General features: G+C 67.3%; 11 protein-coding genes. 2 read left to right on the top strand and 9 right to left on the bottom strand.

Features of this window, described 5'->3' with window-relative positions:
- Positions 1-132 precede the first annotated feature (132 nt).
- From ACFDS6_RS10075 to ACFDS6_RS10110, 8 genes are all read right to left on the bottom strand, one after another.
- Positions 133-285, bottom strand: coding sequence for a hypothetical protein (locus ACFDS6_RS10075; RefSeq protein ID WP_375272032.1), 153 nt, complete (start codon positions 283-285; stop codon positions 133-135).
- On the bottom strand, positions 282-566 hold the full coding sequence (locus tag ACFDS6_RS10080) for a hypothetical protein (protein WP_375272033.1): 285 nt from the start codon (positions 564-566) through the stop codon (positions 282-284). The genes ACFDS6_RS10075 and ACFDS6_RS10080 overlap by 4 nt, the downstream gene beginning before the upstream one ends.
- Positions 563-1,111, bottom strand: coding sequence for a glycoside hydrolase family 108 protein (locus ACFDS6_RS10085; protein ID WP_375272034.1), 549 nt, complete (start codon positions 1,109-1,111; stop codon positions 563-565). The genes ACFDS6_RS10080 and ACFDS6_RS10085 overlap by 4 nt, the downstream gene beginning before the upstream one ends.
- Positions 1,108-1,566, bottom strand: a complete 459-nt coding sequence (locus tag ACFDS6_RS10090; protein ID WP_375272035.1) for a hypothetical protein — start codon at positions 1,564-1,566, stop codon at positions 1,108-1,110. The genes ACFDS6_RS10085 and ACFDS6_RS10090 overlap by 4 nt, the downstream gene beginning before the upstream one ends.
- Positions 1,559-1,798, bottom strand: a complete 240-nt coding sequence (locus tag ACFDS6_RS10095) for a hypothetical protein (RefSeq protein WP_375272036.1) — start codon at positions 1,796-1,798, stop codon at positions 1,559-1,561. Before ACFDS6_RS10095 ends, ACFDS6_RS10090 begins: the two co-directional genes overlap by 8 nt.
- An 11-nt stretch (positions 1,799-1,809) precedes the next feature.
- Positions 1,810-3,885 carry a glycosyl hydrolase family 28-related protein gene (locus ACFDS6_RS10100; protein WP_375272037.1) on the bottom strand — a complete coding sequence of 692 codons (2,076 nt, stop codon included), beginning with the start codon at positions 3,883-3,885 and terminating at the stop codon, positions 1,810-1,812.
- A 63-nt stretch (positions 3,886-3,948) separates the two neighbouring features.
- Positions 3,949-10,056 (bottom strand): acetyltransferase, encoded by a 6,108-nt coding sequence (locus tag ACFDS6_RS10105; RefSeq protein WP_375272038.1) that lies wholly within the window; start codon positions 10,054-10,056, stop codon positions 3,949-3,951.
- Positions 10,056-12,197, bottom strand: a complete 2,142-nt coding sequence (locus ACFDS6_RS10110) for a transglycosylase SLT domain-containing protein (protein ID WP_375272039.1) — start codon at positions 12,195-12,197, stop codon at positions 10,056-10,058. The genes ACFDS6_RS10105 and ACFDS6_RS10110 overlap by 1 nt, the downstream gene beginning before the upstream one ends.
- Positions 12,198-12,243: 46 nt before the next feature.
- On the opposite strand from ACFDS6_RS10110, the gene ACFDS6_RS10115 reads away from it, so the two are divergent.
- Together ACFDS6_RS10115 and ACFDS6_RS10120 are read left to right on the top strand one after the other, a co-directional pair.
- Positions 12,244-12,450, top strand: coding sequence for a hypothetical protein (locus ACFDS6_RS10115; RefSeq protein ID WP_375272040.1), 207 nt, complete (start codon positions 12,244-12,246; stop codon positions 12,448-12,450).
- Positions 12,450-12,668, top strand: coding sequence for a hypothetical protein (locus tag ACFDS6_RS10120; protein WP_375272041.1), 219 nt, complete (start codon positions 12,450-12,452; stop codon positions 12,666-12,668). The genes ACFDS6_RS10115 and ACFDS6_RS10120 overlap by 1 nt, the downstream gene beginning before the upstream one ends.
- Here ACFDS6_RS10120 and ACFDS6_RS10125 read toward each other — a convergent pair.
- On the bottom strand, positions 12,665-13,177 hold the full coding sequence (locus ACFDS6_RS10125) for a hypothetical protein (protein WP_375272042.1): 513 nt from the start codon (positions 13,175-13,177) through the stop codon (positions 12,665-12,667). The two genes, ACFDS6_RS10120 and ACFDS6_RS10125, sit on opposite strands and share 4 nt — an antisense overlap.

Raw genomic sequence — 13,177 nt, forward strand, 5'->3', positions numbered from 1 at the left:
AGCGCTGCCCTCCGAAGGCAGAGGCCACAGGTTCGAATCCTGTCGGGTGCGCCAGAAATCAACAACTTACAAGCAGTCGACTTGGGTGTTCAGCAGACGTGTCCGGGTTATGTCCGGGCTACTCCTGTTTGTTCACGCTTTGGGCTGCTTTGGCGACGCCGCCATGATCACCGGCGTCACCTTCCGCACCAGCCCCGGCGCGGCCAGACCGACCACCGCGAGCGCGATCTCCGGGTTGTTCTTCGCCGCCTTCGCGACCTTGCCGAGCAGCTTGCCGATGTTCATCGTGTAGCGTCCTTCTCGATAGGCGGGCTATTCTCCGCCTGCTTGCGAATGATGGCGGCGTTGTTATCGGCGAGGTCGCCCCCGCCTTTGGTGGCACCGTAAGCCCAGTTGACCACGCCGTTGACGAAGCCGGTGCCGATGATCAGCGTGGCGATCGTCTTAAAGAACTCGTCCTTCCGCAGCTCCGGGACGAAGGCGAGCATACCGAGCACCACCACCGTCAGCACGAAGCTTCCGACGCCGACCCAGCCGCGCGCATCCGGCCAGCCGGGGCCGGTCACGCCTCGATCCCCACCCGGTTCGCTACCCAGCCGTAGAAGAACGCCTCGTTCGCCGGCCGCGCCTCGGTGATGTCGGCGTATCGACCGAGCTGGAAACCGTCGATCGTCTTCAGCAGCACCTTGCCGCCAGCCGCGCCGCGCACGGCCGCGAACTTCTTGAGCGCCGCGATTGTCATGGTGCCGATCCGTCCGTCGGCCGCGATGTCAGGATAGTCCGTCGCGCCGCGGTTCAGCAGGTTGAGCGCGCGTTGCAGAAACGCACCCGGGATCGACGTGCCCATGTTGACGCCGGTGTCGAACATCTCGGGCCCGAGTTCGGGGTAGACCGCCGCCACGTCCGCGAACCGCGGCTCGGTCCAGTAGCGCTTCAGGTAAATGTCGAACGCCGTGGCGCGAGGCAGGACACGCATATCGCCAGCATAACCGTAAGCGCGTGCAACCTGCTCGGTGACACCCCAGCGGGTCGGCCCGCCCTTGTCGGCCGGGTGGTTGCTGTAGCCGCCCTCCTTGCCGATCGTGGCGTCGATGATCTGGTTGACGGTCATGGCTTCCCTCCAACGGTGCCCTCGATGCTGCGTTCGTCGTGCTGAATCGTTGCCTCCACGCGCGCAGGCGCAGCAGGCGGCGCCGGCGTGATCCCGAGCGAGCGGCCGAATAGCCACAGCGCGGCCAGCGCGCTGAACACGACCGGACCCCAGACGCGCAGGACGCCAAGCATGCCGACCGCGCCATCGCGGCGGTCCTTGTCCTTCAGCAGGACGTCGACGCGGGTATCGAGCACCGCCACGGATGCCTCCACCTGCGTCAGGCGCTTGTCGCGTTCCTCCAGGCGGATCACACGCTCACGAACGTCAGCAGTCGCCTCGTTTGCCGATCGCACGTCGCGGCTCATCGCGCTCAGGCTGTCGCGAATTTGGGCGAGCACCTGAAGCGTCATGCCTTCTGTCGACCCGGCCATGCGCGGGTGCAGCGCGTCGTCGATGGCCGTCACGTTACCCATTCGCCTCATCCGAAGCAGGCATCGGCGCGCGCGCCTTCACCATCGCGTTATCCTCGCGTCGACCCTCCGCGCCGGCGTCGAAAGCGTTGCGCTGCGCCTCGGTCCACGACGGATCTGCCCCGCCGAACCGTCCGGCCTGCTGGTAGCCAAGCGCCAGGTGGTTCACCTCTGCGCCGCCATCGCGGACGTACTCGGCGATGCGAACGTTGATGCCTTTGGGTGCGTCTGCCATCTCAGGTCCCGTCAGAAGGTTTCGTACTTCGGGCCATCGGGATCGCGCTTATATTCGCGACCTGGACCGAGCGCTGCGACCGCCGACGCGTTGTCCGCGAAGACCAGCAGCGGGTTGGAATATTCGAAGCGCCCGTCGACCACCGCGTTGCGTAGCCGCGCGTTCGGTGTGTCCTCAGTGCCGGATCCGAAGATCGGCTTGCGCGTCCCGAACAGCGTGGCCGTCGTGCTGAAGAACCAGAGCACGCGCGGCGTCGGGTTGGCGGTGTCCGCCTGCACGATGAAGTGGCAGATGCCGGGATCGTTGAAATTGGCGCCGATCACGCCGTCGGGCACGACGACGAGCGGGATCAGGTGAGACGAGGGCTTGAATTCGAACCCGTCGTAGCTGGCATAGCTCGCCTCACCGCTCACGGTGCCGAGCACGAACCCGCCGTAGGTGAAGCCACGCGCCTTGTTGCCGACCCAGCGGGTGGTGTGCGCTCCGGTATGCGCGAACCCGTTCTGGCAATTGGTGGCGGTGTTGTTGGAGACCTTGACGCCCTGCATCGTGCCGGCGATGCAGTTCGCCTGCACGCCGTTGATGCAGCCCTCGAGCTGGTTGTACGACACATCGAGGTCGCTCACCGTCTCGGGGAAGACGCCAGCGCCACCCGCCCGGTCGACTTGGTTCAACATGATCGTGCCGCGACCCGAGGTGATGCCCGGTGCCGCGAAGTTGTTGTTGAAGCCGTAGAGATCGATCGCATTGTCGCCGGTCAGCGCGACCTTGTTCAGGACGACGTGCAGGCTCTTAAAATGCGCCACCTGGATGCCGATGAACGAGCAGCGATAGACGTCGTTGTTGGTGATGCGGACGTTCACCGCGACGTTCGGGTAGGCGCCGTTGATCGCATCGTAGTCGGCATAGCCCGCGACCTGGATGCCTTGCCCGTAGGCGTTGTAGCTCGCGCAATTGTCGATGACGACGTTGTTGGGGATGCCCTCGAACAGCCCGTAGACGATGTTGCCACCATTGCCGGGAGAGTTTGCGAGCTTCGGCTGGTTCGGCAGATTGCCGTCGACGCCCAAGGTGTAGCAGCCGAGCCCATTGTGATTGCCGGGCGGCGTGGCGATGATGCGGATCGCCGCGCCGGCGCCCGCGATCGGATCGTCGTCCTGCAACCGGATGATGCTGCGCGTACGCCCCTGGCCGACCAGGCTGATCCCGCCCGGCTGCGTGAGCGCGAACAGCTGGAACATGTCGGGTCGGTTCGTCAGGCTGACCTTGAAGGTGCCGTCAGGGAACCAGACTTCGCCCCCGCCCTGCAACTCCTTGAAGTCGATCGCAGCCTGGATCGGCGGACGATCGTCCTGAACATTGTCGCCGAGCGCGCCCAGCATCGTGACGTCGACCGCCACTTCACCCAGCCGAAAGCCGCGCCCGTTCGCCGACACGAACGTCGAGCGCGTGTTGGTGGTGACGGTCGGGTCGGCGACGTAGCGCGCCTTGCCCACGCCGTTCTTGCTGTACCCACTCGTCTGCACCAGGTCGGTGCCGAGCGGGATCAGCAGCGTCGCCGCGATTGCGAACAGTCCGATCGCCATCGTGTTGCCGCCTGGGTTGCCCTTGAACGCGCTGCCGTCCAGCACCGTGATCGCGCCGGTCAGGGGGTCGGGTGCGATGATCTTGTTGCCGCCCGCGCGCTCGGCAGCGGGGGGCAGCACCGGCGCGCTTTCGCCGAGCGGCAACTGGATCGCACGCCCCAACCCTTCCGCCAGCACCTGGTCGCGGATCGCCCCGCGGTCGTTGGCCTCGTTGTGGCTGTTCGGCAGGAAAGCCGACTGGTTCGAGAACGCGATGCCCTGCTTGAACGTCGGGTCGGAAACGACGTAGAGCGTGCGACCGGCCGGCGGAGGAGCGTAGAACGTGACCGCGCCGCCCTGCGCCGCCAGCGTCACACCGTAGAGCGACGGGTCGACCACCTGCCCGCCGATCTCGACCCGCACCTCGCCGAGCGACAGCGCCTTGAAGCCAAACGGGAACGCGACCGCTGCACCATCCGTCGTGTAAGGACCGGCGTAGGTGCTGGTCGTCTCAACCGTCATGGGCCGCGATCTCCTTCGAGACAGCAGCGTTATCGGGCGAGCGGTGGAGCTTGAATCAGGCCGCTATTTGCGCGGCTCCGTCTTGCCGGTCGTCAGCCCGCGATACCATTCCATCACCCCTTCCGGGTCCTGCTCACCGTAGCCGACGTCGACCAGGAACTGCGTGGCAGTCGCGAGCTGCCCCGGCACCAACCCGGTCGCGTAACCTGTCGCCTCCAGCGCGTCGCGGGTCGCGCGCTTGGTATCCTCGCCGCGCGCGATACGGCCGGTGTCGCCCGCGACGTTCACCATCGTCTCGCCCGCGCGCTGCACTGGCGAGAGCTGATATCCGAACGACTTGTTGCCCGCGGCCTTGTCCCAGAGCGGCTGCACCAGATCGCGCACGAACGGGATAGGCGCCAGCGCGTTGAACAGCATCTGCTTGAACGACCAGACGCCCCAGTCCTCATCGTCGCCCGGCCCCTTGCCGACCAGCAACTGCGACAGCACCGGCGGGATCACCACCAGCCACAGCGCGCGCGACAGCAACGCCGGCATGTCGCGCGGCTTTCCGCTGCTGCCGAGCGCATCACGCCCGAGGTTGCGCTGTCGCTGATAGAGCGCGGAGAAATAGCTGTAGAACATCGTCGACAGCTTCAGCGCCTCGCCCCATGTTCCCGTGCCGCGCTGGATCGCCGCCAAATCCTTCGCGCCGCCCGAGCCCTGCGACTGGCGGACTGCCTTGTCCGCTTCGTAGATCGCGTCTCCTTCTTCAGCCCCGCCCGCCAGCGCCTTGTTGTAGGCCGCGATCCAGGTCGGCACCACGACGACCCGGTCGGCATAGCCGATGCCGTGGTACATGAACCGCATGGCGTCGCGCGTCGCGCCGAGCCCCTTCTCCAGCGGGTTGACGTCGAGGCTGCGCATCAGCGCGCCGATGTCGCGGTCGAGCGTGTCCATGCGGTGCCGCACCTCGCCCGACCGCTCCATGACGAACCGGAAGCTGTCGATCGGATGCTGCCCCGCCTGCGCGATCGCCTGCGCCATCCACTTGCCCCCGATCACCTCTTGGCTGTTCGCATAGCCCGCGGCCTGGGTGATGATGGTGGACAGGCGAAACCCCATGCCGACGGCGGTGGTGTTCGCGCGCAGCTTGCCCATGAACCGCCCGATGCCCTCGTTGCCCGCACGCTCGGCTGCCCACTGGTTCGCGACGTGCTTCAGCCACGGGCGCATCTGCTTGCGGATGGCTGGGCCCAGCGTGTCGTTGATCGCCTTCTGCACCCGGCTGTCGAACAGGAACTGGTGCGCGTTGATGATCGCTTCGCGGTGCGTGATGTCGTGGATGACCTCGCCCAGGTGCCGATTGATGACGCCGACGTCGAGCAGGATCGGGCGCTTCACCTTCTCCATGCGATCCTTGGTGGCCGACGCGCGCGTGGTCGCGCGGGTGTACGCCGCGTCAAGCAGGTCCGCGCCGGCGCCGGCGTTCCGCTCGGCGCGCAGGTCGCGCGCGGTGTCGTAGATCGCCGGGTAGTACCCGCCGCGCAGCGTGCCCGCCGAGGTCTCGACAGACACCGCCTCGACCTTGTCCGGCTCCACGCCGTTCACCCGCCGCTCCATCGCCGCGATCTGCGGCCACAGCGTGTCGATCGTATCCCAGATCGTCTGCACGAACCGCCAGTCGTCCGAGGTCAGCTCGCGGTTCAGCACCGTCATCACGGCGTCGCGGTTCCAGCCGTAGCCGTCGGTCAGGCGCTGGATATTGCCCTCGTTGCCCATGTTGAGCGCCATCGCGACCAACCGCTGGCGCGTGACCGTCAACTGCTCGCCGGTTTCGCGGTCGTAGAGCTCGGGCACGGTGACGCGTTCCATCCACCGCTCGACCTTCGGCACCGCCTCCATCGCCTGGCGGACGCGCGCGAAATAATCGGCCGTCATGTCCTGCTCGCGCGCCTGCGCTTCCGCGATCGGGCGGAACGCCATGCGATTGAACACGCCGTTGCTATTCCCGCCGTCGAGCCAATCGACGATCGTCTCCATCTTGAGCAGCCCCGCATCGGCCCCCTCGATCCCCGCTTTGATGCGGTCGGTCCAGGTTGGGTCGAACTTCACCGGCTCGCGCTGCGGTAGCGCCTCGATGCCAGCCAACGCCTCGCCGACGACTTCCTCGTGCGCGCGCTCTTCAGCGCCGTCGATCAGCCGCTGCTTGAGCCGCCCGAGGTGCGCGATCTGCTGCACTGTGTCGTCGAGCCCCAGCAGCTTCTCGACCGTCAGCCGCGACCAGTGCGTCGTGCCCAGCGACTGCCCGAACGATGCCGGCACGACCACGTCATGCCCTTCTGCCTCGCGCGCCGCGGCCCACTCCGCGAACGACTGCTGCCGGTCGAGCGACTTCTGCGTGCGCGGCTTGAACTCGACCTGTTCGAGCAGGTCGTGGATGTGCTCGAGATAGTCCTGATCCATCGACTTAATCGTGCGGCGCCGCGCGTAGGACGCCAGCCGGTCTCGCGCGGACGCGACCGCATCGCGCATCCGCCCGGCTTCCGCGATCAGCGCGTTGTTCAGCATCTGCGCCTGCTTCTGGCGGTACGCCTCGTCGATGTCGCCCTTTAGCATTGCCGCCTCGGCAGCCTTCCCCGCCTTCGCCGCGGCGCGCGCGTAGCGCTGCATGGCCGACCCGCTCGCCGCATCCTGCACTGTGCTCTCGGCAATCTTCGTCCGCGCCCAATCCTTCGCCAGCTGGTACGGCGTCGGCTGGTTGCCCGCGCGTCGGCCGAGCGACCGCAGTTCGGCCGCGATGACCTCACCCTGCCGCTCGTTATGGACGGCCGCGAGCGCTTCCTGCTCGATCGAGCCATCGTTGAGCGGATCGCCGTGACGGTCGCGCATCTCGGCTGCCGTCTCTTCGTCGATCAGCGCCTGGCGCAACGACCGCTTGTCGCCCGCCGCACGCAGCGTCGCGGTGCGCTCCTGCATGGTGATTAGCGTGCGAATCATCTGGTCGCCGGTCGGGAAGCCGACCATCTCGGCGATGTCGTCCGCGGCGGTGGTGTTCGTCTCGGCGTAGATTGGCGGGACGCTCTTCGGCAGCGATGCCAGCACGCCCTCGCCATAGGTGTCGATCAGCCACTGCTTGTCGAGTCGGACCTTGAGCGCGGGCGCGTCGAGATCGTCGAGCATCCGGCCGGTGCGCAGCAGGTGAAGCGCGCGGAACTCGGGCCGGGCGGCGACGCGCGCGGTGATGTCGGAGCGGACGCCCGCCTCTTCATCTTTCCACGCCTTCGTGCGCTGACGGCGGATCGTCTCCATCGTGCGGTAGAGCAGCGCGTCGTGCGCCTCGTTGCGCGCGTCGGACGCGACCTGGCTGTAGGCGGCGAACTCCGCTTCCGTCATGCCCGCCTGCGCCGCGTCGGTGAACAGCGCCGACAGCGACTCGCGTTCGCGCGCGTCGGCGATCTCGGCATCGGTCGCGACCAGCCGCTGCATAACGTCGCGGATTTCGGGCGTGATCGGCGCGCGCAGGTTCTCGACCACCTGATAGATGTTGAGCATCCATCCGCGGAATGCATCAAACACACGGCGGAGCAGCGACGACGGCGACTTGCCCTCCATCACGAAGCGTTCGACCCCGCGCGCCCACAGCTCGTGCGCATCTACCGGGATCGCGCCGTCGGCAAGCGAATGACCGTTGTCGGTGAACCAGTCCTGCACCGCCTGCCAGTCGGCTTTCAGGCTGTCCGGTGCATCCGGGTTGCTTGCGTCCTGCCGCAGCTCCTCCAGCCACTGGTGCCCCATCTCGTGCACGAAGGTGGAGAGATTGCGCGACTGGAACAGATCGATGACCGATCGGCCGTCTGCCTGGAAGCTGATCTGGCCGCGCGGACCGCTGCCGAAGGTCTGCTGATACCCTTCAGCCTGCTCCTGCCGAAACTGGTTCAGCGTCTCCTTGATCTCGGCATCGGTCGCGGTCGCCGGATCAACGCCGCGCTGCTCCAGGATCTGCGACAACTCATCGGCCGCGGCGCGCGAGTGATCGCCTTCCGTCAACCCGCCGGCATATTGCGCGTACACCGGCGAGCCGCGCAGCTCCGCGTCGATCGCCGCCATCAGGTCGCCGATGTCCGGTCGCGCGCCCGCCGGGAAATAGCCAGCCTCCATCGCGCGGTACGCGAGCTCGTCCGGCGTGTTCGCGTTCTGCTGCCCGGTGCCGCCCAGCATCGAGCCCTGCCCGGCATCGGCGTGCGGGCGGATCAGCTTGCGTCGACCGGGCTTGCCGCGGTGCCAGTCCGCCGCGCCCATCGACGCCAGATCGCCACCCTTGTCCTCGATCCCGCCGTTCTTCGCGATCCACTCGACCAAGCTGTCGCCGAATAGCTGACGGTCAGACTTTGCACCAAGACCGCGCCGCATGACGTTGATAACGCTCTGCAACGCGACGTCGCCGGCGTCTTTCGCGACGATCGGCGCGAGGTTGGCGGGCAGCACCGAGTTGACCTCGATCTGCGACGTCTCATCGCCGACCAATCCGAGCCCGAGCCGTTCCGCGCGCGTGGCATAGCGCGCTGCCACCAGCTCAGCATTCAGGTGCGCGGCGTCCTGCAGGTAGCCGGCATTGGTCAGCTTGTCGCGAATGTCCTGATAGATGCGCTGGCGCGGCGCATCCGCCCCCTGCTGCTGCGCCATCTGCTCGGCGACCTGCGCGCCCATCTGCTCCATGGCTTCGGCACGGCTGCCCTCCAGGCTCTGCGCCTCGGCCAGCGACATGCCGCCCGGTGAGGTGCGCGCGTCGCCCTTCAGCGCGTCCCACGCCGGCGTGCCCGCGAGATAGGCCGCGGCGTCCGCGGTCGGGATTACGACGTCGCCGCCCGTCGCCAGCGCTTCGTCGATCTGGTCGGCGTACCCGCCCCAGAACTCGTCGTCGCGATGATCAATGTCCTGCGACTGGAAATACGATGCCACCTTCTCGGCCGGAATGAACACGTTCTCGATCGCGCTGCCGTCGGTGTGCGCGGCGACGAACTGCTTGAACGCCTCGGGATCGCGTATGCGCACCTTGCTCTGCGCCGCGCCGTCCATCGCCGCATTGAGTGCGTCGCCTGCCTCTGCTGCGCGCGCACCTTCCACAGCACGCCCACCGTACCGATTGGCGGCAGCGTTGACGCCAGAAAAGAACCCACCAGCAACCAGAGTGCCGATCGCAGTCTGCACCAGCGCGTCGGGCTGCTCGGCGAGATACTCGCCCCACGTCTTGTCCGGGTTGGCGATCGCGGTATCGACCGCGTTCTGCGTAACCGTGGCGACGAGCTCGCCCGGAAGCTCCCGTCCCAGGAAGCCCGAAAGAAAGTCGCCTGCGCCCAGCTTGCCCAGCCGCTTGACCAGAAACTCCATTGGCAGCTTCTCGGTCGCGACTTCAATTCCGCCCTCCAGCGCGCCGCCTGCCAGCGCCTGACCGCGCGTGCCGCCACGATCGCGGTACTTGTTGTACGCCGGCACGCCCTGCTGCAATCCGGCCACGGCGAGGCCAGCCGCGGGGCTGCCAGTCGCCATGCCGACGAGGATGGATGGCGCGGTCTGCGCGAGCGACGACACCCCACCGTAGAGACCCGACGCGAACTTCGACTTGAACTGCGGCGTGGCGGCGTCGACGCGCGCTGCCGACTGGGCGCGCAGGCGCCGGTCGTTGATCGCGCCGTAGTTGCCGAGCGTGGGAGTACCCGGCGCGGACGGTGCCGAGATGCCGGGCAGCCAGTCGTCGAGCACGCCGCGAATCTGCGCGCCCGCCGTTCGCACGCCTTCATAGAGCGAGGTGCCGATGCCGGTGACGCTGTTCCACAGCGTGCCGTCGGGCGCTTCCTGACTGCGCAGCGACTGGCCGTCGCTCACCCGCCGCCAATATGCCGCGTTCTTGGCGAGCGCGTCCATATCGTCGGCGCCGACCGCTGCGTGGCGCGGGTTGCTCGCCCAGGCTGCGACCGTCGGCTCCCGCTCCATCGCCCGGCGCGCCCGGGCGATCTGCACCTGCTGCTCCAGGCTCGGCAGGTTGCGGTCGGCGGTTTCGGCTGGAACGCCGGTCTGCCGCGCAATCGCATTGGCGCGGCCGGCTGCGTCCGGCGCAGGGCGGTCGATGGTCAGCGCAGTGAGCGCGCGCGTCTGGTCTAGGCGCCGAAACGCATCGTCGAACTCATCCATCAACGCTTCGCCTGAATGTAGAACCGGGCCACGGATTGGTCGTCGGACGGCAGCCCGCGCGCGCGCAGGCCGGCGCGGATGCGATCCGCCGCGGCGCTCGGCACCGCCACGCTGTTCGTCGGCTTGCTGGCATCACGGAAACGCGGCACCGTCTCGCTCGAACTGCCGAACCACCCGGAGCGCTCGCGGACGACCGGCATCACGGCATTGTCGAACGCCTTCTTGATCTCGTCGTCGGTCGGCGCGCGCTTGCCCTCGGTGATCGTCTGCAAGGTCCCCTGCATGATCGAGAACAGCCGCATCGAATCGGCGCGGTCCTCGGGCTTGCTCGGCTTTCCGCCCTTCGTGCTCAGGTCGAGCCCGACGTCCGCCGCGAAGCGCGAGATCGTACTCCAGATGCGCGAGTGCGAAACCTGCGCGGGCGAGTCGACCTTCGCCAGCATCTGCGATTGCAGCGTCGCGATCTGATCGTATTCGCTGGCCGTCATATTCGGGCGATCCAGTCGCAGGTCGCGCTTCTTGAACGCGTCCGGGTCGAGATTAGCGAGCTGGTGGAGGTTGACGATCGCACCGCCATTCGCCTCCACCGCCTTCGGCCGTGCGTTCTGCTCGGCGGTCGCGCGTAGCGAGTGCAGCGCTTCCGGCGACAAGCCGCGGCGGATCGACGGGGGCAGCTGGTTAATCGACGTGAAACCGTCGCCCATCCGGTCGATCACGCCATAGGCCGCATCCTTCGCGTCGTCCTGCTGGCGGTTCAGCAAGCGGTCGTTGCGCGCGACGCGCCGGTCCGCCTCTGCCAGCGCTGCCTTCTCGACGTCGAACGGTAGGTTCTGCGCCTGGATGTACGCGTAGATACCCGCGAGGTCGTCGCGTCGCGGCGAATAGGTCGGCGTGTCGTTGCCACCCAGCATCGCCATGTTCTTGCGGACGTAGCCCTGCGTTTCGGCGGGCATGTGCGCGAGCCACGCGTCACCGTGCTTCAGCGCCGCGTCGACTCGCCCAGGCCCGGCATTGTACGCCGCCCAGGCTTTCGCCGCGTCGCCGTCATAGCGTTTGGTCATCACGGCCAGATAGTCGCGGCCGACTCGGTTCTTCTCGGCGACGCTGCCGTCCTGCGCGGGCCTGATGCCGAACCCCGGATCGCGCTGCGTGCCCGGCATCGTCTGCATCGCGCCCTGCGCGCCCTTCGGCGAGGTGACAATCTTGCCGTTCACGTAATCGCGGTTTCCGCTCTCAGTCGACAACGTGATCGCGATCATGCGCGGGAGCAGCGCGCCACCGCCCGCCGGCACGACCAGTGGTGGCGCTTCCATCGACAGGTGTTCGGCAAAGCTATCGACGACGGCGATGCCGGACCGCTCGACGAGGGGACCATACAGGCTGTCTGCCAGCTTCGTGCGATCGGTCGGCAGAAGCTCAGCGGCGTGGGCGTCGAGATACGCCGCAGCCGCAACGGGGTCTGCCTGGCTCTTCGCGTCGATCACCGAGCTATGCAGCGCCGACATCGCCTTATTCAGCGCCAGCGTCTCCGGCTCGCCGGTCAGTCCGTTGCGCGCGTACTGCGCCCGCAGCGAGTTGGTCAGCGTGCCGCGCGCGAAGTCGGCCGCGTCTGCGTCGCCACGCAGGGTCGCTCCAATAAAGTCCTGCCCGGCGGTCGCCTGCAACGCCGAGTCGGTCGCGTCGTGCCACGCGCCGAGCTGGCGGACCGAGTGCGACGCGATCGCCTCCCCGTCACGCATCCGCTCCAGTCCGACCGATTGCGCGAACATCTGCTGCGCGCGCGGCGACTTGAGCCCGCCGCGCAGCTCCGCGATCTTGTCGTCGAGCGCCTTCTCGGTCAGAGGGCGCGCGGTGAGCGCGTTCTGCCCCTGCGTGGTCAGGAAAGCGTTCTCGCCGGTAGACAGCATCTGCGACCGGAACGTCGCGTAGGCGGTCAGTTGTTGCTTGGTCGCCGCCTCGTCGAATTGCTGGTCGAGGCGGTCCTGCGCGTCGGCGAAGTTTGCGAGCAAGTTGCCAGCGCGCTGAAGACCTTCACCCAGGCCGCCCAGAACACCACCGCCGTCGTTCGCTGCCCGGAACTTGGCGTCGGTCGTGGGGCGCTGCTCGACCAGGTTTCCGGCGGGGACTGGCACTCTCGGCATGGTGCCGTATTATGGGCGGCAGGTGGGGCGTTGAATCAGGGGTGCGATGGCGTCGGCAGTCAGCCTGATGTGTTTCGGAATTAGCGCTCTAGCAACAGCGCTGCTCCTGTATGCCACCATCAACTGCCTGCGTGCCAAGGGTTGGAGCTTCGCGGCTGGCTGCTTCGCCTTCGCGCTGGTTTTCGCCGGATTAGCCGCTACCCACTATGAAGCATTCCAAGAAGGAAAGCTCGCTCACATGGATGATCGCTAATGCTGCTCGCCCTTGTTCTCGCCGTCGCGGCTCAGGACTGGCAGACCTGCGTCATCTCGACTGCGCAGAAGTGGTCCCGAAACAACGAGGCGGCGGATATCATCGCAGAGGGCGCGATGGGGGCTTGTGCTGCGACAGAGCCCAGCCTGACACCCGAGCAGCGCGAGCAGGTTAAGCGTCAGGCGATTGCAGCCGTGCTGAGTAAGCGCGTCCCTTAGTTGCTGCCGTACTGCTTCGGGTTCTTCAGCTTCGTATACTGCTGCGCCCCGCCCAGCAGCGTCGACCCAGCGCTGAACGCGGCCGACACGATCGCGCCCTTCGCGGCGGACCGCTTCGCCCGCCCCTCGCCAACGTAATTGCTGGCGTTGATGTCGTGCCCGCGGATCTCGGTGTCCTGGTTCTTGTAGAGCGCCAGCGCGTCCTCGTTCCGCAGCATGGTGGTGTCGCGCACCACATCCGCCGCGGACCCGAACCCCAGGTCGATCCCGTTCGCCGCCATCGCCGCTTGCTGCTGACCCTGCAACGCAGAATAGCGTCGGTCGAGCTGTACGCGCTCGGTGCGCCCGCGCTGGATCGCGTCGAGCGTCTGCTGGTTCTCCAGCGTGGCGTTGCGATCGGCGACCTTGGCCTGGTAGCGCAGCCCGTTCGCTTCCGAGATGCCGGACGCCATCGTGCCGGCAGCAGCGAGGCCAGCGGCAGCGAGCGCCAGAGCGGGCGGGCCGCACAT

The sequence above is a fragment of the Sphingomonas sp. genome (assembly GCF_042095875.1).
GTDB lineage: Bacteria > Pseudomonadota > Alphaproteobacteria > Sphingomonadales > Sphingomonadaceae > Sphingomonas.